This is a genomic window from Acidovorax facilis, assembly GCF_050626955.1.
In the GTDB taxonomy this organism is placed as follows: Bacteria; Pseudomonadota; Gammaproteobacteria; order Burkholderiales; family Burkholderiaceae_C; genus Acidovorax; species Acidovorax facilis.
The window spans coordinates 2,295,660-2,315,477 of the sequence record NZ_CP192460.1 but is presented as its reverse complement, the minus strand read 5'-3'; the positions used below and the strand labels follow the sequence as shown (position 1 = coordinate 2,315,477).

Annotated in this window: 19 protein-coding genes and 1 riboswitch; of the genes, 2 read left to right on the top strand and 17 right to left on the bottom strand. The window is 65.8% G+C overall.

Annotated features, from left to right (window positions below; all coding sequences use genetic code 11):
• Positions 1-60: 60 nt before the first annotated feature.
• A complete protein-coding gene (locus ACQ4MJ_RS10430; RefSeq protein ID WP_431152754.1) occupies positions 61-2,283 on the top strand; it encodes a hypothetical protein in 2,223 nt (740 codons plus the stop codon).
• A gap of 41 nt (positions 2,284-2,324) precedes the next feature.
• On the opposite strand, the gene ACQ4MJ_RS10425 is transcribed toward ACQ4MJ_RS10430, so the two are convergent.
• The 4 genes from ACQ4MJ_RS10425 to thiO form a co-directional block, all read right to left on the bottom strand.
• Entirely contained in the window at positions 2,325-3,248 is a 924-nt protein-coding gene (locus ACQ4MJ_RS10425) for a thiamine phosphate synthase (protein WP_431153081.1), read from the bottom strand.
• Positions 3,241-4,053, bottom strand: coding sequence for a thiazole synthase (locus tag ACQ4MJ_RS10420; RefSeq protein ID WP_431152755.1), 813 nt, complete (start codon positions 4,051-4,053; stop codon positions 3,241-3,243). Before ACQ4MJ_RS10420 ends, ACQ4MJ_RS10425 begins: the two co-directional genes overlap by 8 nt.
• Before the next feature lie 84 nt (positions 4,054-4,137).
• Positions 4,138-4,335 (bottom strand): sulfur carrier protein ThiS, encoded by a 198-nt coding sequence (gene thiS, locus ACQ4MJ_RS10415; protein WP_055393858.1) that lies wholly within the window; start codon positions 4,333-4,335, stop codon positions 4,138-4,140.
• Positions 4,332-5,462 carry a glycine oxidase ThiO gene (gene thiO, locus ACQ4MJ_RS10410; protein WP_431152756.1) on the bottom strand — a complete coding sequence of 377 codons (1,131 nt, stop codon included), beginning with the start codon at positions 5,460-5,462 and terminating at the stop codon, positions 4,332-4,334. The genes thiS and thiO overlap by 4 nt, the downstream gene beginning before the upstream one ends.
• A 287-nt stretch (positions 5,463-5,749) precedes the next feature.
• On the opposite strand from thiO, the gene thiD reads away from it, so the two are divergent.
• The gene (thiD, locus tag ACQ4MJ_RS10405) at positions 5,750-6,598 is read left to right on the top strand and encodes a bifunctional hydroxymethylpyrimidine kinase/phosphomethylpyrimidine kinase (RefSeq protein ID WP_055393862.1); all 849 of its coding nucleotides are present in this window, start codon (positions 5,750-5,752) and stop codon (positions 6,596-6,598) included.
• Positions 6,599-6,666: 68 nt separating this feature from the next.
• On the opposite strand, the gene ACQ4MJ_RS10400 is transcribed toward thiD, so the two are convergent.
• The 13 genes from ACQ4MJ_RS10400 to ACQ4MJ_RS10340 all read right to left on the bottom strand — a co-directional run bounded on the left by ACQ4MJ_RS10400 (position 6,667) and on the right by ACQ4MJ_RS10340 (position 19,817).
• Positions 6,667-7,947 (bottom strand): purine-cytosine permease family protein, encoded by a 1,281-nt coding sequence (locus ACQ4MJ_RS10400; RefSeq protein WP_431152757.1) that lies wholly within the window; start codon positions 7,945-7,947, stop codon positions 6,667-6,669.
• Positions 7,948-8,019: 72 nt separating this feature from the next.
• Positions 8,020-8,124: riboswitch (TPP riboswitch) on the bottom strand.
• Positions 8,125-8,173: 49 nt separating this feature from the next.
• Positions 8,174-9,043, bottom strand: coding sequence for a helix-turn-helix domain-containing protein (locus ACQ4MJ_RS10395; RefSeq protein ID WP_431152758.1), 870 nt, complete (start codon positions 9,041-9,043; stop codon positions 8,174-8,176).
• A gap of 12 nt (positions 9,044-9,055) precedes the next feature.
• Entirely contained in the window at positions 9,056-9,415 is a 360-nt protein-coding gene (locus ACQ4MJ_RS10390) for a nuclear transport factor 2 family protein (RefSeq protein WP_431152759.1), read from the bottom strand.
• 129 nt (positions 9,416-9,544) lie between these two features.
• Positions 9,545-10,600, bottom strand: coding sequence for an NAD(P)/FAD-dependent oxidoreductase (locus ACQ4MJ_RS10385; protein WP_431152760.1), 1,056 nt, complete (start codon positions 10,598-10,600; stop codon positions 9,545-9,547).
• A gap of 124 nt (positions 10,601-10,724) precedes the next feature.
• Positions 10,725-11,054 carry a ferredoxin FdxA gene (gene fdxA / locus ACQ4MJ_RS10380; protein ID WP_055393870.1) on the bottom strand — a complete coding sequence of 110 codons (330 nt, stop codon included), beginning with the start codon at positions 11,052-11,054 and terminating at the stop codon, positions 10,725-10,727.
• Positions 11,055-11,168: 114 nt separating this feature from the next.
• A complete protein-coding gene (locus ACQ4MJ_RS10375; RefSeq protein ID WP_431152761.1) occupies positions 11,169-12,533 on the bottom strand; it encodes a sulfate adenylyltransferase subunit 1 in 1,365 nt (454 codons plus the stop codon).
• Positions 12,533-13,501 (bottom strand): sulfate adenylyltransferase subunit CysD, encoded by a 969-nt coding sequence (gene cysD / locus ACQ4MJ_RS10370; RefSeq protein WP_431152762.1) that lies wholly within the window; start codon positions 13,499-13,501, stop codon positions 12,533-12,535. Before cysD ends, ACQ4MJ_RS10375 begins: the two co-directional genes overlap by 1 nt.
• 19 nt (positions 13,502-13,520) lie before the next feature.
• Complete coding sequence (locus ACQ4MJ_RS10365; RefSeq protein ID WP_431152763.1) at positions 13,521-14,144, bottom strand: phosphoadenosine phosphosulfate reductase family protein; 624 nt, start codon at positions 14,142-14,144, stop codon at positions 13,521-13,523.
• A 39-nt stretch (positions 14,145-14,183) separates the two neighbouring features.
• Positions 14,184-14,573: a DUF934 domain-containing protein gene (locus ACQ4MJ_RS10360; RefSeq protein ID WP_431153082.1), complete on the bottom strand. Its 390-nt coding sequence runs from the start codon at positions 14,571-14,573 to the stop codon at positions 14,184-14,186.
• Between the two features lie 198 nt (positions 14,574-14,771).
• The gene (locus ACQ4MJ_RS10355; RefSeq protein WP_431152764.1) at positions 14,772-16,556 is read right to left on the bottom strand and encodes a nitrite/sulfite reductase; all 1,785 of its coding nucleotides are present in this window, start codon (positions 16,554-16,556) and stop codon (positions 14,772-14,774) included.
• A gap of 11 nt (positions 16,557-16,567) precedes the next feature.
• On the bottom strand, positions 16,568-17,371 hold the full coding sequence (locus ACQ4MJ_RS10350; protein ID WP_431152765.1) for a sulfite exporter TauE/SafE family protein: 804 nt from the start codon (positions 17,369-17,371) through the stop codon (positions 16,568-16,570).
• 113 nt (positions 17,372-17,484) lie between these two features.
• Positions 17,485-19,455: an FAD-dependent 5-carboxymethylaminomethyl-2-thiouridine(34) oxidoreductase MnmC gene (mnmC, locus tag ACQ4MJ_RS10345; protein WP_431152766.1), complete on the bottom strand. Its 1,971-nt coding sequence runs from the start codon at positions 19,453-19,455 to the stop codon at positions 17,485-17,487.
• 89 nt (positions 19,456-19,544) lie between these two features.
• Positions 19,545-19,817, bottom strand: a complete 273-nt coding sequence (locus ACQ4MJ_RS10340; RefSeq protein WP_010461281.1) for an oxidative damage protection protein — start codon at positions 19,815-19,817, stop codon at positions 19,545-19,547.
• Position 19,818 lies beyond the last annotated feature (1 nt).

The following is a 19,818-nucleotide window of genomic DNA, read 5'->3' as shown; positions in this document are numbered from 1 at the left end:
GCTCTGGCGTTGCGCGGGACTTATGTGCAAGAATGGGTTGCACCAAAAACAGAACATATTGTGAAAATCCGTAACGCCATTTTGGGGACCAGTCTGTGGGCGGTCGCTGCAGGCGCCTCGGCACTGTCCTTGGGCGGCAGCAGGGGCGTGGTGGTGTTGGGTGCCCCGGTAGATCTTTCCTTCGATATCCAGCCCGACCCAGGCACCGATCTGGCCTCTTCCTGCGTGACGGCCAAGCTGGTGGCCGGCGATACGGTGATTGGCGATGCCAAGGTGCGGGTAGTGCCTTTGCCCGACATGCGGGGGCGGTCTCCGGCGGTGCGGGTGCAGGCCGCCATCGCGGTGGACGAACCGGTATTGATGGTCACCTTGTCGGCAGGGTGCACAGGCAAGGTCACGCGCACCTACACATTTTTTGCAGAGCTTCCATCCACGGTGGCACGGTCCGCATCGCCGGTCGACGTCTCGCGGCTACCTTCCCTTGCGGCCGGTGGGGTCGAAGCACCCCGTCCGGCCCAGGGTGCAGCAGGGCAGCGCGCTGCAGGGGCTGCCACTGCGCCTGTGGCGCCTTCTCCGTTGGCATCCGTGCCCTTGTCTTCCGAAAATCGGCGCGAGCCCGTACCCAGCACCCCGTCGGTGGCCAAGCCCGCTGCGCGGACGGCACCGGTACGGCCCCCAGAGCGCCCGGTGGCGCGCCCCCAGGCCAGCGCTGAAAAAAACAAGCTGCCTACAGCCCCCAAGCCTGCTGACCGGGCTCGCTTGGTCGTCGAGCCACTCGATCTCTGGGTAGACCGTCCGCTGGCACTGCGCACCTCGCCTGAACTGTTGGTGATGCCATCAGACCAGCCCTCGGCCCAGCGTGCCCAGGCGGCAGCGCTCTGGAAAGCGATGAATGCCCAGCCCGAGGATGTCAACCAGGAGGCTGACCGGCTCAAGGCCCTGGAGTCCGACGTTGCTGCCCTGCGGGCGCAGGCCGCCCGCGACCGGGCCAGCGCAGCGCAATTGCAGCAACAGCTGGAGCAGGCAGAGAGCGAGAGATTTCCTGCCACGGTGGTCTACGCGCTGGGCGGGTTGCTGCTGCTAGCACTGTTGCTCGCTGTGTGGGCCTGGGGGCGGATGCGCAGCGCCTCCGAAAAGGCGGTGCGCGCATGGCGCGATTCGGTGGCTGCGCTGGGGGGGCGAGATGCCGTGGTCGAGCATGGGGCTGCGCTGGGCCTGCCCCCCGACCCCAGCGATCACTGGCTGCCGTCCGATGAGTCCGCCGAAGCCCGGGAACCTTCCCCGGGCTCAGCTGCTGCCCCGCTGGTACCTCCTTTTGTGGCCACGGCCCCTTTGCCCAGTGCCCCGGTCCCCCTGAAGGCGACCGTTCCGCCGCCAGCACCTGCCGCTGTAGTCACGCAGCAACCCGCGCTGCACATCGTTAGCCCGGAAGAGCTTTTCGACATCCAGCAACAGGCCGAGTTTTTTATCTCGGTGGGGGAACACCAGCAGGCCATCGAAGTGCTGAAAACGCACATCGCTGAGCGCGGTGCCACTTCGCCGCTGGCGTATCTGGAGCTTTTGCGGCTGTACCACACGCTGAGCCGGGTGGAGGAGTTCACGCAACTGCGTACGCAGTTCATGCAATCGTTCAACGCGCAGGTGCCGGAATTTGCCAGCTTCCACCGCACGGGCCGCATGCTGTATCACTACACCGACGCGCTCGCTGACATCGAGGCTGAATGGACCTCTCCGTCCGTGCTGCAGCTGCTCGAAAAGCTGCTGTTCCGGCAGAACGGTGTCGGTTCGGTCGAGCCCTTTGACCTTGCGGCTTACGACGACCTGCTGCTGTTGCTCTCCATTGCGCAGACCACGCCCGCAAGTGCCCGAGGGGAGCCTGCGCCCCGCAAGCGCACGACACCGCTCGCCGCACCTCGGGACGAAACCCAGGTGCAGCAAGTGCCAGCCCCGAAGGTGCCTGCGACAACGGCGGCATTACCGCAGGACTCGCGCGCGGCCAGCCTGGAGTTCGACTTTGACGGGATGCCTCCCGCTACAGGGCAGCCATCTCAGGCATCGGGTGTTGCAGCGCCCTCCGCACTGGATGGCGACACGCGCGGTGCGCCGCTGGATCTGGACCTCGACCTTGATCTGTCAGAGCCGCCCCACCTCACCCTGAGCGATCTGCCGGCCGTGCCGGTGACCGCGCCCCCGGCCGCGGGTCAGGCCGTCGGTTTTGGCATGGACAACGACCTAGTCGAACTGCGGCTGGAACTGGAGCAGAAGAAAGGCGACCGCAAATAGGCCGATAGGCCGATAGGCAGATAGGCCAATGGATCGTCCCTTCAGCGGCTCGCGCGCTGGCTGTTTTGTTCCATCAGGCGCATCAAGTGCGTGGCGGTGGCTTCAGGGTCTGGGGTATTGACAAGGGCCCGCACCACCGCAATCGACCCCACGCCCGTGGCCTGCACCGGCGCAAACTGCTCGGCGCCGATGCCGCCAATGGCCACCTGGGGGTAGTGGCGCAGCAGGCGCGCATACACACCCAACCGGCCCACACCCTGCGGGGCCGTGGCCATCTTCTTGAGGGTGGTCGGGAATACGGCGCCCATGGCGATGTAGCTGGGGCCTACTGCATCTGCACGCACCATTTCTGCGTAGCCATGGGTGCTGACACCCAGGCGCAGGCCCGAAGCGCGCAGTGCTTGGAGTTCGTCGGAGGCCAGGGCATCCAGATCTTCCTGGCCGAGGTGAATGCCATAGGCACCCGCCTGGATGGCCGTGCGCCAATGGTCGTTGATGAACAGCAGCGCACCCGTGCCCTGCACGGCCCGTACGGCGGCGTGCACTTCCCGTTCAATGGCGGCAGCGTTGTCCGACTTGAAGCGAAGCTGCACGGTGGGCACGCCCGCACGCGCCATGCGGCCTACCCAGTCGGCGTCGGGCAACACGGCGTACAGGCCCAGGTGCTCAGGGCATGGGGCGAACGCTTGGGCACGTGGCACGGGTTGCAGGCCAAAATCCTCTGGCGCGTCGGGCCATTGCTCAGGCTGGAAGGTGCCGGTGCGCAGGCTCTGTGCCAGCCAGGCCTGGGCCAGGCACTCCGCGTCGTGGGCAATAAAGCCCAGCGTGCTGCAGGCCTGCAGGGCTGCCAGGTATGCGGCTTCCTGCCGCGTGGGTTTCGGGGCGGGCTCGGCGCCAAAGCCCGCGAAGGTGGCGGCGTTGTGCGCAAGAATGGCCTGCACCATGGCGCTGGTGTCGTCACGCATGTTGTTCATGGTGCCAGAAGGGGGTGCCGAGCACGGGCGTACTGGGCTGGGCCGCATCCTGCGCTGCCATGGCACCTGCCTGGCGCGCGGCGCGCCCGGCATTCACTGCGTCGGCGAAGGCGCCGGCCATGGCCACAGGGTCTTGCGCCAGCGCGACCGCAGTATTGAGCAGCACGCCGTCATACCCCCATTCCATCACCTGGCAGGCGTGGGATGGCAGGCCCAGGCCAGCATCCACCAGCATGGGCACGTTAAGGCGCTCGCGCAGCGTCTGCAGCGCGTAGGGGTTGACGGGGCCCCGGCCGGTGCCGATGGGCGCGGCCCAGGGCATCACGGCCTGGCAGCCCACATCCACGAGGCGCTGGCACAGCACCAGGTCCTCCGTGCAGTAGGGCAGCACCTGAAAACCTTCCTTGATGAGGTGTTCGGCCACGCCCACCAGGTTCAGGGTGTCGGGCTGCAGCGTGTAGTCGTCGCCAATCAGCTCCAGCTTGATCCAGGGGGTGTTGAACACCTCGCGCGCCATCTGTGCCGTGGTGATGGCCTCTTGCGCGCTGTGGCAGCCTGCCGTGTTGGGCAGCACAGGCACGTTGAGCTTGCGCAGCAGCTCCCAGAAGCTGCTGCCGCTTTCTGCCGGGTTGCTGCCCTGGCGGCGCAGCGAGGCGGTGACCATGGCAGGCTTGGCGCGCAGCACGGCGGCTTCGAGCACTGCGGGGGATGGGTAGCGCGAGGTGCCCAGCAGCAGGCGGCTGGCGAACTGCTGGCCGTAGAGCACCAGGGGGTCTTGGGGCGTTGAAGTGGTCATGGTGTTTACTATGCTTTTGATAGCTGCTAGCGCTTATTTATCATGCGCTAGGTGCCAATTTGGCTTCAATTTTCAGGAGGCGGATCAGCCCCCCGTCACGGGCGAGATGATTTCCACACGGTCGCCGGGCTGCAGGGCCTGAGCGGCGTAGCGGGTGTTGGGCACAAAGGTGGTGTTCACGGCCACGGCAAAAGGCGGGCGGGCCGCGATGGCGGCCACGGCGTCGGCCACGGTAGCGCCCTCGGGCAGTTCGTGCGGGATCTGGTTGATGGAAATGTTCATGCGAAAGCGGCGGCCGCGCTGGGTGGGGACAGGGGGGCGGGCTCCAAGTCCAGCGCGAGGTCAAATCGTTGCGAAAGCTGCGATTGTCCTGCGTTCAGCACTTCCAGCGTCACATCCAGCATCGCGGGTGCGATCATGAAGCCGTGGCGGTACAGACCGTTGATTTCCAGCACGCCCTTGCGCGGCTGGCGGATGGCGGGCAGGTTGTCGGGCAGCGTGGGGCGGCACTGCGTGGCCAATTCCAGGATGCGGCCCTCTGCAAAGCCGGGGTGCACGGCGTAGGCGGCGGAGAGCAGCTCCAGTGTTGAGCGCACGCTGGCGGGCGACAGGTCGTCCGATTCGATTTCGGTGGCGCCGATGACGAACAGATTGTCTTCCTTGGGCGCAATGTAGATGGGGTAGCGCGGGTGCACCAGCCGCGTTGGGCGCTGCAGCGTGACATCCGGCGCGTGGATGCGAACCACCTCGCCGCGCACGCCGCGCAGTGCACTCCACTGGCCCTTGGCGCCCAGGCCACGGCAGTCCAGCACCCAGTCGGGTTGGCCAGGGGCGCCGGGGGTGAAGGTTTCGGGCGACTGGGGGCTGTGCCAGTGCGTGCGCACCGACAGCCGCTGCATTTCCACCACCAGGGCGGCCAGCAGCTGCCTGTTGTCGAGCTGGCCTTCGCCGGGCAGGTACAGGCCCTGCGCAAAACGCTGCGCGAGGGTGGGTTCCGCCTGGGCCAGCGCGGCGCCGTCCAGCTTTTGCAGGGCGGGCAGCTCTGGCACCTGGTGCTGGTTGGCCTCCAGCTGGCGCGTGAGCCGCTGGGCTTCGGCCGCGTCCTGCCGGTGCCACACGATGAGCGTGCCGGCCTGCTGGAAGAACACGGGCTCGGCCAGCGCCGCCAGCAGCTGCGGCCAGCGGGTGAGGGCGTGGTGGCCCATGCGTACCACGCCGGGCTCGGTGATGGCCGATTCGGCCAGCGGCGCCAGCATGGCGGCGGCCACGGTCGCGGCCGAATGTTCGGCGGCCGGGCTGCCCGCGTCGTAGATGTCCACACGGTGACCCTGGCGGGCCAGCTCCACCGCAAGCAGGCGGCCCATGAGGCCCGCGCCCAGAATCGCAAAAGAAGAGGGTTGAAGTGGCATAGGTCCGTCGGTGTGTCCGTGTTGGCTGGCAACCATGGACAAAACGGGGGCAGCGCCGCTCTTGGAAACTCCCCACGCCAGCATGACCTGGATCGGGTAGCGGGGCCACGTTGCAGGCAGTGCCATGCAGCGCTGCGTGCGAGCCCCAGGGTATTTCTCAGTCGCACACCGAAGAACCTGTTCAGGTTCTGAACGGAGGGACACCCCTGTTTCGTCCGGAAAAAATCAATTACAGCACAACCCTTGGCCGCTCTTTTTGCGCTAACGCATAGGCCATAATTTTTGCCATGACTTCATTGACCCCACCGACCTCCGCAGCGCGCCGCTATGTGCGCGTGCTTTCCATTGCCGGTTCTGACAGCGGCGGCGGGGCGGGCATCCAGGCCGACCTCAAGACCTTCAGCGCCCTGGGCTGCTACGGCATGACAGCGATCACGGCCATCACGGCGCAGAACACCTGCGGCGTGACGGGCATCCACGGCATTCCGCCCGAGATGCTCAAGGCCCAGATCGACGCCGTGGTGCAGGACATTGGTGTGGATGCGGTCAAGATCGGCATGCTGCATTCGCCCGAGGTGGTGCGTGTGGTGGCCGATGCCATCCGCACCTACCAGCTGCCGCACGTGGTGCTCGACCCCGTGATGGTGGCCACCAGTGGCGACCGGCTCATCGCTTCAGAAACCGTGAGCGTGCTGGTACAGGAGCTGTTTCCGCTGGCCGAGGTGATCACCCCCAACCTGGACGAGGCCGGCTGGCTGCTGGGGCGCAGCATCAAGGGCGTGGAAACGCTGGACGAAGCCGCGCAGGCACTGTGCGCGCTGGGTGCACGTGCGGCGCTGCTCAAGGGCGGCCACCTGCCTGGGGACTGGGTGGTGGACGTTCTGGCCACCCGCAGCGGTGTGCGGCAGCGGCTGGAGTCTGCACGCATTGCCACGCCCAACGGGCACGGCACCGGCTGCACCCTGTCGTCGGCTATTGCGGCACACCTGGCGCAGGGCCTGCCCTTGCAGCAGGCGGTGGAGCGCGCGCGTGCCTACATTCTGGGCGCCATCGCCGCAGGGGCTGATGTGACCACCGGCCGCGGCCACGGCCCGCTCAACCACGGCTATGCGCCTGTGGCGCAGTTGGTGCTGTAGAAATTTAAGAGTTTTTGGCCGCTAGCGCTTATCTGGTAAGCGCTAGCAGCTCACAATTCGATAGCTATTCAACGGCCCCGTGGCCGTGTGGCCCAGGCCAGCAAAAAGCTGAACGCCAATGCCGGCAGCGCCGAGCCCGCACCCGGCAGCACCTTGGGAGCCAGGTGGTAGACGGCAATTCCCACCAGCCAGATCGCCACGGGCGCCGCATTCACCTTGCGCGCCGCTGCCAGCAATGCAGGTGCATCGGTGCCAAACGCCAGCCGCCCCAGGATCACGCCAAACAGCGGCACAAACACCGAGCTGAGCAGCAGCAGGAAGGGCTCCAGGCTGTGCATGGGCAAGACCAGCGCAAGGCCAGTGCATACCGCAGCCATGGCGAGGCCCCACTTGCGCACGCCCCAGCGCGGCAGCAGGCTGTGGGCCGACACCGCGCCTGAATACGTGTCGCCATAGGCGTTGTCCACTTCGTCGATCAGGATCAGTGACAGCGCAATCAGCCCGCCCTGGGCCAGCAGCAGCGCCTGCACCAGGTCCTTGCTGGGCAAGGTCAGCGCCACCAGCACACCCAGCGAGTAGCACCACATGTTGGCCAGCGCGTAACCCAGCCAGGTGCCACGCAATGCCGAGCCACCGTTCTTGCCGTGGCGCGCATAGTCGGCCACCAGTGGCAGCCACGAAATGGGCATGGCGATCACCAGATCCAGCGCAGGGAACACGCCCATGCCGCCCGCGCCCTGGCGGTTCCACAGCGCATCAAACCCCTGGGCCTGCGCCAGCGACAAAAACTGCCACGACAGCCATAGCAGCGACAACACCACGAGCGGCAGCGCCACGCGCGCAATCACCTTGCGCACCAGCTGCACCATCGATCCGCTGATGAGCAGCATCACCACGCCGCCCCACAGCAGCGTGGCCAGCACCGGCCAGTGCGCACCGGCCATGCTGCCCGACTGCTGACCGATGGCCACGGTGGCATCGCGCATCACCACCAGCTCGAACGTGCCCCAGCCCACCAGCTGCACGATGTTCAGGATGATGGGCAGGCTGGCAAACGTGCGGCCATACACGGCGTGCATCAGCCCCGCACTGGCCAGACCGCTGTCGCAACCGAGCTTGGCCACCCAGCCCAGCAGGCCGGCGCCCACGATGGAGCCGGCCACGATGGCGATGAGGGCTTCTTTGGTGCCCAACGCTGGCATCAGATACGCACCCACCTGCATGACCAGCAAGCCCACGCCCAGGCTGAACCAGAGCGAGGCGTGGTCATGCCACTGGAAGACGCGGCGGTCGGGGGAGACGGGGGCCAGCGCTTCGTTGTGGGAAGGCGCGGCGGGCGATGAGGACATGGATGGCTCCGTGGCAGTACAGAGCAGGGGCGGCCCGCCAGCGCGCCCCAAAGTCTTTTCATTCAGGGCTGGGCCAAAGCGGACGTGCTTCCCTGCGCGAGGATGATCTCAATCAGGTTCAAAGGGACTCTCTCAGTCGGTTCCGGCAGGCCGGTCTCGACACCCCTAGCGATGGCGCCCCCGAAGGAGCGCGGTTGCCATTGTAGAGGGTGGGTCAGCGCCCGGCCTAGGTGATGGGGATGGCGTAGTGCATCACGGAGTCAGCGGACGTCGGGTGGTATTGCGAGCCGTAGATTTCCAGATCCGGTCCCAGGCTGTGCGACTGGCTGGCCGACAGCAGCCAGCTGGAGTAGATGTAGTTCACCGTCGCATCGACATTCTGCGCAGGGCCCCGGTGGGTAAAGCGTGCATAGGTGGACGCGGGAATTTCCATGGCCACCATGCCCGGTGGCAGCGCACCGGGGTCCCTCACTTCGATGCAGGCCAGGTAGCGCAGCTCTTCCGTGTGCGGCCCCGCCGGTGCCACGACGCCATAGCAGACCCCGGGCACGGTGTTCGCAATCTCGTCCAACCGGGGCAGAAACTTCGCCCACAGAGGCGGCAGTTTCTGGCCCAGGTTGTTCTTTTCGGAATCGATGCCGTAGTAATTGGTGGGCAGCCCGACCAACTGCATGGCGGGCTGCTGCTGGATTTCGGGTTCCAGCGAGATGTTCTGGTGAATGTGCGCGAGGTAGCTTTGGTCAAACCGGATCTTGCGCACGAACAGCGAGCGGTTGCCCATCTTGCGGTACTGCGACGGTGTGAGCCGAAAGCAATCACGGAACGCTCGCGTGAAACTCTCCTGCGTCACGTACCCCGATGCCAGCGCAATGTCGAGCACGCTCAGCCGCGTGTTGGTCAACTGCTCCAGCGCCCGCGAGAACCGGCGCGAGCGGATGTAGGTCTTGAGGGTTTCGTTGGTCAGCGCCTTGAAGATCCGCTGGAAGTGCCACTGGCTCATCCCCGCAGCCCGTGCCACCTCGGAAAGCTGAATGTCGGATTCGAGATGGGCTTCGATGAAATCGATGCCCTCCTGGATTTGCCGGAGATAAAGCACGGTGGCGTCCGTTCAAGGGGTTTCAAAGAAACCGGTCATGGCAACCAGCCGGTTCTGGTCGTTGTACCGGCCGTAGCTCACGCCTTCACCGATCACCTGGCCGCTGCCATCCACCATGTTCCACTTGGCGATGCTTTGCTGGTTGTGGCTGGCGAAGTAGTGGGTCACAAAATGGCCGCCGGGCACCTGGCTGTGAAAGTTGTCCATGTAGGCCGTCAATTGGTCCCAGCCATGGGCGGTGGCCAGCGGGTCGTTGTAGGTGCAGGCGGGGTCGAGGGACTGGGAAAACAGGGCTTCCCTGTCTGCAGCCGAGTCGGTTTTCCACGACGCGGTGTAGGTGTCCCAGATGGATTGAAGGGGTTGTTGGCTCATGGTGTGCTCCTGATGGGCGGTGAATGGAGACGCCATCGTGCCGGGCGCTTGTGCGCCTTTTTGACATTTTGTGCTTATTTGTGGGCGCGTCGTTTGGGCACGAAACGACGGTGCCCCGACTCGCCTGGACTACGTGCTGGCGGAAGGCACAGACGCCGGAGCCACACCCAGCAACTGGTGCAGCCTTGGGCTCGTGGTGGTGTACTGCAGCGCCACCTTGTCGCCCTTGAGCGCCTCGGCGGCGCCAAAGGCGGCTAGCGTGGCTTCGTGGAAGCCGCACAGGATGAGCTTGCGTTTGCCGGGGTAGGTGTTGATGTCGCCCACGGCGTAGATTCCGGGCACGCTGGTGCGGAAGGCCTCGGTGTCCACCACCAGCTGTTTGCGGTCCATGGCCAGGCCCCAGTCGGCGATGGGGCCGAGGCGGGGCGAGATGCCGAGCACGGCCACCAGCAGGTCGATTGCCAGGGAGCGGGTGCTGCCATCGGCGTCCACGACCTGCAAGGCCGTCAGCCGATCACCTGTGGTGTCGATGCCGGTGATCTGCGCGGCCTCGACATGGATGCGGCCTGTGTCGCGCAGTTGCTGCAGACGCTGCAGCAGGGCGTCGGGCGCCTGGAACACGTCGCGGCGGTGCAGCAGGCTGACGCGGGCGGCCTGGCCTTGTTCGGCCAGTTCCACGGCGCGGGCCACAGCGGGCTCGTCGCCGCCGTGCACGACCACATGGCGCCCAGCCACACCCACGCTGGCGGGCAGGTTCTGGTAGTGGACCTGGGCGCCCACAAAGCGCTCGATGCCTTCCACCTTGAGCGTGCGCGGCACAAAGGCGCCCACGCCTGCGGCAATGAACACGCTGCGGGCCAGCAGTTGCGTTCCTTGCGAGGTTTCGACCAGCAGGCGCCCATCGGCCTGCACGGTGAGTGCGGACACTAGCGTGTTCAGGTGCCACTGGGTCTTAAACGGCGCAATCTGCTGAAGCAGCAAAGCGGCCAGCTCACGCCCGGTGCAGACCGGGATGCCCGGGATGTCGTAGATGGGTTTGTCGCCGTACAGCTCGACGCACTGGCCGCCCGCATGGGGCAGGGCGTCGATCAGGTGGGCTGTGATGCCTTGCAGGCCCAGCTGGAAGACCTGGAACAGGCCCACGGGCCCCGCGCCGATGACGACAGCGTCGGTTTCTTGAATCATGCTCAAGCCACGCGCACAGCGCCCGAAACTGGCGCTGCCAAAGACCTGTTCCACCGTGGAACTGGCTTTGCCAGGCCACTGGTGGCGTCCCCCTTGGGGGATGGCGCGAAGCGACTCAGGGGGGTCACTTGACCAGTTCGTTGACCTTGCCCGGCTTGCCGTTCCATTCGTCGGCGTCGGGCAGCGCCGGCTTGCGCTTGGTGATGCTCTTCCAGCCGTCGGCAAAGGCCAGGTCGGCGTTGAGCTTGATGAAAGCAATCTGGTCGGCCGGCAGATCTTCTTCGGCAAAGATGGCGTTGGCCGGGCATTCGGGGATGCAGACGGCGCAGTCGATGCATTCATCGGGGTCGATGACAAGCATGTTCGGGCCTTCGCGGAAGCAGTCCACGGGGCACACGTCCACACAATCGGTGTACTTGCACTTGATGCAGTTTTCGGAGACGACGTGGGTCATGACAGGAGTTGTGTGGGTCGGTGAAAACCCTCAATTTTAGAAGCTTTCACCGACCTTTGGTTACAGGGTCCCTCACCCCGATGGGGTGACTGGGGTTCCGGGCGCTGATCTAGATCAGTTGACCAGCACGGCACCGGCCGTTTTGTGGCTCGCGGTGTCCACCAGGATCAGCGATCCGAGCACCCGGGCTTTGCCAAAGGGGGCGGCCGGAATCGCCTCTTGCAGCAGCAGGTCGACATGGCCGATGGCATTGGGGTCCAGCTGGGTGGCGGCTTCTTCGGCCAGCGTGTTGATGTTGAGCTTGTGCACCACGGCTTTCACCTTGGCCTTGACCCAGCGGTGGCCGTGCAGCGCCCAGTACACGCGGCCTGCGACCAGGGGCTCGTCGTCCATCCAGGCCACCGTGGTGCGCAGCTCGCGGCTGGCGGGCCATGCAGGCACGCTGGCGGGCGTGTCTAAGTCGTCTTCGGCGGGGGTGGCGACGGCAGGCGCCGCCAGAATCCAGTCGCCCCGCGAGACATCCACCTCGCGGTCCAGGATGATGCCGGCGCTGGTGCCTGCGGGCACGTCCTTGGGGCGACGGGCATGGTCCAGCACTTGCGCCACGGTCGCCAGCTGGCCGCTGGGGAAGATCTGTACAGCGGTGCCGGGCGCAAAGCTGCCCGCAGCCACACGGCCCCAGAACACACGGCGGCCTTGCGAGGTGTCGGAGGACGACGAGAACTTCTCGACCCACTGCACCGGGAAGGCCGGTGCCAGCGCTGAGTCTGCGGGGGTGTTGGGCAGTGCTTCCAGCACCTGAAGCAGCGTGGGGCCGTCATAGCCGCACCAGCCCGCATGGGCGTCCACCACGTTCCAGCCCTTGAGGGCCGACACCGGCACCATGGCGCGCACGGTGATGCCTGCCGCTTGGGCAAAGGATTGCAACGCGCCCTGGATGTGCTGCCACGCCAGCGCGGGGTCTTCCACCGCGTCGAGCTTGTTCACGGCAAACACCAGCGAGTGCACGCGCAGCAGGTGGGCCAGCAGGCTGTGGCGGCGGGTTTGGGGCAACAGGGCCAGGCCCGCGTTCTTCCAGTCGAGCTTGGTCGCATCGACCAGCACCACGGCGGCGTCGGCGCTGCTGGCGGCCGTCACCATGTTGCGGGTGTACTGCTCATGGCCGGGCGCGTCGCCAATGATGAACTTGCGCTCTTCGGTGGCGAAGTAGCGGTAGGCCACGTCGATGGTGATGCCTTGCTCGCGCTCGGCGGAGAGGCCGTCGGTCAGCAGGGCCAGGTCGGTCTCGCCCTGGCGCTGCACCCCGGCGAGGTGGTCCTGCAGCACGGCCTTGCTGTCCACCAGCAGACGGCCGATCAGCGTGCTCTTGCCGTCGTCCACGCTGCCGCAGGTGATGAATTTGAGTGCGGAGATGTGGTTATTTTGAGCTCCAGCGCTTGCTGGTTGTGCGCTGGTAGCTATTGAATTGATAGTAGTCATCAGAAATACCCGTCCTTCTTGCGCTTTTCCATCGAGGCATCGCTCGTCTTATCGTCCATGCGCGTGGCTCCGCGTTCGCTCACGTCAGCGGCCAGGGTTTCGATGACGATCTCTGCCGGGGTGGCGGCGGTGCTCTCCACCGGTGCGGTGCAGGTGATGTCGCCCACGGTGCGAAAGCGCACGTCGCGTGTCTCGACCACGTCGCCTTCACGCGGCGGTGTCAGCTCGGTCACGGGCATCAGCAGGCCCTTCTTGTCCACCACCTGGCGCTTGTGCGTGTAGTAGATGCTGGGCAGGCCGATCTGTTCGCGGTCGATGTACTGCCACACATCGAGCTCGGTCCAGTTGCTGATGGGGAACACGCGGAAGTGCTCGCCGGGCTGCAGGCGGGTGTTGAACAGGGTCCACAGCTCGGGGCGCTGGGCCTTGGGTTGCCATTGGCCAAAGCTGTCGCGGTGGCTGAAGATGCGCTCTTTGGCGCGGGCCTTTTCTTCGTCGCGGCGGGCGCCGCCAATCAGCGCGTCAAAGCGGAATTCTTCAATCGCTTCGAGCAGCGTGACGGACTGGTGCACATTGCGCGACTCGCCCGGGTGTGCCAGTCGCACGGTGCCGCGTGCCATCGAGTCCTCGACATTGCGCACGATGAGTTCGGCGCCGAGTTCCTTGGCGCGGAAGTCGCGGAAATCCGTCACTTCGGTGAAGTTGTGGCCGGTGTCGATCATCAAGAGCGGGTACGGAATGCCACCGCCGCTGGCCTTGGTGCCAAAGGCTTTTTCAGCGCACTTGAGCATGACCAGCGAATCCTTGCCGCCCGAAAACAGCAGGGCAGGGCGTTCAAAGGCGGCAGCCACTTCGCGCAGGATGAAGATGGTTTCTTCTTCCAGGGCGTCGAGGTGCGAGTTGTTGAGGTGGTAGCTCATATCGTTGGTTTTCTTCTCAAGCAGCGCGGTATCGGTCCGGGTGTTCATGGTCGGTGCTGCAGTGGAGTCAGTGGGCCAGATGCAAACCGCACTCGCGGTTGTCTTCGCCCTTGGTGGGGTCCACGTAGTCAAAGTTGTTGGGCAGGCCGTGCTTGACGCAGTATTCGTGCAGATCCTTGGACGACCAGTGCAGCAGCGGCGCCACCTTGATCAGGCCGTCAGGGTTGATGCTCACCGGGTCCATCTGTGCGCGCACAGCGGTGTCGGTGGCGCGCAGTGCGGTAAACCACACCTTGGGGGCCGTTTCGCGCAGGGCGCGGGCAAAGGGCTCAAGCTTCACTTCTTCGGTGAAGAAGGCGTGGTGCGGATCGTCCAGCGCAGGCGGGGGACCTTCGACCGCCTCGCGGTGAGCGCGCGAGCGTATCGGCAGATAGGTTAGTAGATGAAGGTTCAGCTTCCGTGTCACTTCGTCGGCAAAACGGTAGGTGGCTTCAGTGTTGTAGCCATTGTCCATCCAGACCACACGCACGTCGGGCTGCACTGACGTGACCATGTGCAGGATCACTGCCTCGAACGGGCGGAAGTTGGTGGTGACGATGGTAGGCAGGTTCAGGCCCAGAGCCCATTTCACCAGGGCTGGGGCGTCACGGCCCAGGTCGGCGTTGACGGCTGCGAGATCAATTTGGTTCATGGCGTGGCGCTCTCGGGGCTATGTATGGATGTATCTCTTTCAGGCTGCGACCCGGCAGGCAAACAGCGGCTGGGGATTGACGGCGTCGCCCTGGTAGAAGCCTGGGAACAGCTCGAATTGGCGCTGGGCATCGGCGGCATCCACCCCCTCGGCCAGCACCGCGCTGCTAAAGCCCGTGCGCTGCATTTGCACGAGTTGGTCGATCAGCACATCACCCGTGGCGCGGATTTCGCCAGCAAAGCCACGGCGGCGGCGCAGCAAAAAGGCCTGGCTGAACGCACGGCCATCGGTGAAGTTGGGGAAGTGCAGGTCCACGCGTTCCACGCCTTCCAGCGGCAGGGCTGTGGCGTCGGCATCGTTGGCCAACGCCACCACGCGGGCGTCGCCTTCCGCCGGGGGCTGGTGTTCGTGGGATGCAAGAAGTTTCAGGTTCATCATCGTTCGGATTTCGGTGGCAGGGCGGCTTCAGAGGCTGGGAGTTTTTTTCGAGTGCCCGAAAGGTGCGTCAAAACGCCGCTGATCGAGGCGCAAAGCACAGCCATAGCTCGGGCTATGGCGCGCATTTGCAACGACGAGCAGCGGTGTTTTGGCGTGCAAGGCGGGCATAGGAAAAAGACTCTCAGCCTCTTAGGCTGTGGCCAGGGTTTCGTCTTTGTGGCGGGCAAGCTTGGCGGCTTCCTTGAACGGGTCCAGGCCGGTGCGGCGCACGGTGTTCTGGAAGGTCTCGCCGCTTTCACGCAGGTCGCGGTAGGTGCTGAGCACCGCCTCGATCACGTCGGGCACTTCGGCCGCAGAGAACGAGGGGCCGATCACCTTGCCCGCCACGGCAGCGCCCGACAGGTCGGAACCATCGGAGCCGCCCAGCGTGACCTGGTACCACTCCTTGCCGTCCTTATCCACGCCCAGGATGCCGATGTGGCCGCTGTGGTGGTGGCCGCAGCTGTTGATGCAGCCGCTGATGTGCAGGTCGATCTCGCCGATGTCATCCAGCTCGTCCAGGTCCTGGTAGCGCTGGGTGATGGCCTCGGCAATCGGCAGCGAGCGAGCATTGGCCAGCGCGCAGAAGTCGCCACCGGGGCAGGCGATCATGTCGGTGAGCAACTGCACGTTGGCACTGGCCAGGCCCAGGGCCTTGGCCTCTTGCCACAGGTCAAACAGGCAGCTGGCGTGCACCCAGGGCAGCAGCACGTTCTGGTCGTGCGTCACGCGGGCTTCTCCGGCGGAGTATTTGTCCACCAGGTCAGCCAGGGCGATCAGTTGTTCGCTGGTGGCATCACCCGGCGACTGGCCGGGGCGCTTGAACGACAGTGTGACGGCGCGCAGTTGCGGGTTTTGGTGCGGGTGCACATTGCGCTGCAGCCAGCGGCCGAACATCACGTGCTCTGCCGCCAGGGCGTCCAGCGATGCCTGCAGTGCTGCGGGGGGCACATCGGCAATGTTGGCCAGCTTCGGCGTCACAAAGCAGGCCGCCACGCGGTCAAACTCAGCCTGCGGAATGGTGTGGGGGCCACCGTCGATCTCGACGATCTGGCGGTACTCTTCTTCCACATCGTCGATGTACTGCTGGCCTTCGGCCTTGACCAAAATCTTGATGCGGGCCTTGTACTTGTTGTCGCGGCGGCCGTGCTCGTTGTACACGCGCACGATGGCCTCGATGTAATTCATGATCTGGTTCCAGGGCAGGAACTCGCGGATCACCGTGCCAATCACCGGCGTGCGGCCCATGCCGCCGCCCACAAACACCTTGAAGCCGACTTCGCCTGTGTCGTTCTTGACCAGGTGCAGGCCCACATCGTGCCAGCCGGTGGCGGCGCGGTCGTCCTTCGCACCGCTGATGGCGATCTTGAACTTGCGCGGCAAAAACGCGAACTCAGGGTGCAGCGTGGTCCACTGGCGGATGATTTCCGCGTAGGGGCGCGGGTCCACGATCTCATCCACCGCCACACCGGCCAGCGCGTCGGTGGTGGTGTTGCGGATGCAGTTGCCGCTGGTCTGGATGCCGTGGAGCTGAACGCTGGCCAGCAGGTCCATCACGTCAGCGCTTTTCGACAGCGGAATCCAGTTGAACTGCACGTTGGTGCGCGTGGTGAAGTGGGCGCAGTTCTTGGGCAGGAAAGTGGTGCCCAGCTTGCCCTGGCCTTCCATGGCGGCCTTGAAGACTGCGGCTTCGGGTTCGTCATATTCGCGGGCGATCTGGGCCAGCACGCGCAGCTGGCGGCTGGCGATTTCGCCGTAAGGCACAGCCACGCGCAGCATGGGCGCATAGCGCTGCACATACCAGCCGTTTTGCAGGCGCAGCGGGCGGAAGTTGTCTTCCGATAGCTTGCCGGTCTGCCAGCGTGTGAGCTGGTCGCGGAATTGGTGTGCACGCTGCTGCACAAATTGTTGGTCGAATTCGGTGTATTGGTACATCGTGGAGCCACTCAGATCAGAATCAGTTTGAAGCCTGCCCAGGCCAGCAGGATGGACAAGGCGGAGCGAATCAGGCGCTCAGGCGTGCGGGTCACCAGGCGGGAGCCTATCCAGATGCCCGGCAGTGAGCCAGCCAGCAATTGTGCAAGCAAAGGCCAGTCCACCGAGCCCAGCGAGGCGTGGCCGAGGCCCGCCACCAAGGTCAGGGGCACGGCATACGCAATGTCGGCACCGATGATGCGCGGCAGGGGCAGCATGGGGTAGACCAGCAGCAGCACCGTGACGCCAATGGCGCCAGCGCCCACAGAGGTGAAGGTGACCAGCGTGCCGATCACCGCGCCCAGCAGCACGGGCAGGCTCCAGTGGCGGGGGCGCGTGGGGTCGCCAGCATGGGTTTTGCGGGCAGCGGCTTCGGCCGCCTGGCGCTGGGCAGAAAACGCCACCACCTTGTAGAGCGTGGCCGCCGCCGTCAGCAGCAGGGCAAAGCCCAGGGTGGTGGTCATGACGCGCTGCGCCGTGCCACTGGCGGGGCCCATCACCTTGAGCGCCCACAGCGCCAGCAACGCGGCCGGAATGCTGCCTGCGCACAGTTGGCCCACCACTTTCCAGGGCACCAGGCGCTGGCGGGCCAGGCTCACGGTGCCGCCCATCTTGGTGAAGGCCGCGAACAGCAGGTCGGTGCCCACGGCCATGTGGGGCTTGATGCCAAAGAAGAAGATCAGGATCGGCGTCATCAGCGAGCCACCGCCCACGCCGGTCAGGCCCACAATCAGCCCGACCGCAAAGCCCGCAAAAACAAACGCCAATTCATGCATGGGTGCGAATGTAGGGGAGAGGCTTATGGAAGCAAACTATTGTTTCGCTCTGCTAATATGTCAATTTGCTTATAAGCAAGTGTGGGCGCGGTTTTTTAACGCGTTTTCAGCGTTTACAGACGCTCCGTTCCCAGCGCCCTGGCCAGCTTGGCGTCCAGCGGCAGGGGTTCACCTTGCAGGCGGGCTGCCAGCAGCTCGCCACAGAGCAGCGCCAGCGTCAGCCCCCGCGCGCCCATGGCGGTGTTGACCCATAGGCCCGGAAGGTCCGTGGCGTCCACAGGGCCCACGATGGGCAGGCGATCCGGCGCGGTGCAGCGCACGGCGGCCCAGGTTTTCAGGGCAGGCGGCGCTGCTGGCCCCCCTTCGGGTTCTGACGCTGCGGTGGGGGGAGCGAGCGACGCTTGGTGGAACGCGGGCGCCAATTGCGGTGCTATTGCGGGCAGCAGTGCCTGCAACTTGCCCCAGTTGGTGGCATGGGCTGCCTGAACGTCGGCGGCGCTGGGCGGCAGGGCCTGCACATCCCGCTCAAACGTGGAGCCCATTACCCAACCCCAGCCCTGGCGGCCACCCGCATCGCCGCCGAGCGGAAAGCGGGGCACCAGGTTGCCGTTGCCGTTGGCCGGAAACGGCAGCAGCGGCGCCGCAGGGTCTGCATGGTCCCCCCACGACACCTGCCCCCGAACCGGCTGCAAAGGCCAGCGGTGGTTGAGCAGCTCCAGGCTGCCAGCGCCCGCCGCAATGACCACCGTGGCTGCCTCGGCCAGCACCTGGCCCTGGGCGTCCAGCGCCTGCCAGACCGTGGTGGCCGGGTGGTCATCGGCGGCGGGGGGCTCGGCACGTCGTAGCTGTGCCACCTGACAGTCGCCTTGCCAGCGTATGCCGGGCTGCGCCAGCAAGGCCGTGGCCAGGCGGGCAGGGCGCACCCAGCCTGCCTGGTGGTGCCAGCAGGCGGTGGCATCGGGCGGTAGCTGGGCGGCAGCCAGGGCGGTGCGGGACGCAGGCTCGCTCCAGGCGGCGCCTGATCCTTGGTCCCAAGCGGGCGACAGGCCGGGCGTGCCGTCGGTGCGGTGCTCCAGCACGCCGCAATGGGCCCAGTCCATGCCCTCGCTCAGCAGCCAGCGGGCCTGCTCAAGCGTGGTGCGGATACCGCTGCGCGACAGGCGCGAGAGCACACTGTCATCCGGCGACACATGGGGCGCAAACACCCCGGCGGGCAGGGCCGATGCGCCTGCGGCGGGCTCGGGGGCCTGGTCCAGCACCACCACCTGCCAGCCGCGCCGGGCCAGGCTGGCGGCTGCGGCCGCGCCCGCAATGCCGCCGCCGATCACGATGCAGGGGCCGGGCAGGGCGGGTTGGGGCGTGGCTACAGGCTGGCGCGCGGTGCGCGGCTCCCAGCGTGGGTTGTAGGTGGCGTGCAGGTTGTCGCGCTTGGGCGGCACGCCGGGCACGCGGTTCACTTCAAAGCCACATTGCGCCAAGCCATCGCGCACAGCGCGTGCGATGGTCCAGGTGGCGAGCTGTGTACCGCGATGGCAACAGCGCGCCACTGCCTTCAGAGTGTGCAGGTCCCAGCTTTCGGGGTTGCGCTGGGGGCTGAAGCCGTCGAGGTAGATGGAATCCACCGTCAGGTTCTGCTGGCGCAGCATGGTCTGGGTGTCGCCCACATACAGGGTGAGCAGCACCCGGCCCTCGTCAAAACGCAGGCGGTGCACGCCCGGCAGCAGGCCCCACCATTGCTGGTGCAGTGCTTCTGCCAGCGGCGCCAGTTCGGGGTGGACCGAGGTGGCGCGCAGCAGGTCGGCCGCGCTCACGGGCCAGGCTTCGGTCGATACGAAATGCAGCAGCGTGGGGCGCTCTGGGTCGGCCCGCCAGGCGGCCCAGGTCACCAGGAAGTTCAGGCCAAAGCCAAACCCTGTTTCCAGAATGCTCCACTGCGATTGCCCCGCCCAGGCCTCGGGCAGGCCGCAGCCGTGCAGAAAAACGCGGCGGGCCTGGGTGAGGCCGCCGTTTTCACTGTGGTAGCGGTCGCCGAAGCGGGGGCTGTAGGGGGTGCCGTCCGGCAGCCACTCGATGGGTTCAGTCATAGGAACGGCAAAAGGCCGGCGTGGCGCCGGCCTGTTGGAAAGGGAAGGCGGTTTTTACCGCGAACCGCTCCGGGGTGTGCTGCGCTGCGTCACGCGCTGGGCGGGACATAGCCCGCCGCAGCGTCTGCGCCACCGCCAAAAAAGTGATTCTCCATCTGCCGTGCCAGGTACTGGCGGGCTCGCGCATCGGCCAGGTTCAGGCGGTTTTCATTGACCAGCATGGTCTGGTGCTTGAGCCAGCCGGCCCAGGCTTCCTTGCTCACGCTTTCCCAGATGCGCTTGCCCAGCTCGCCAGGGTAGGGCGGAAAGTCGAGGCCTTCGGCTTCCTTGCCGAGCTTGATGCATTGAACGGTGCGTGCCATG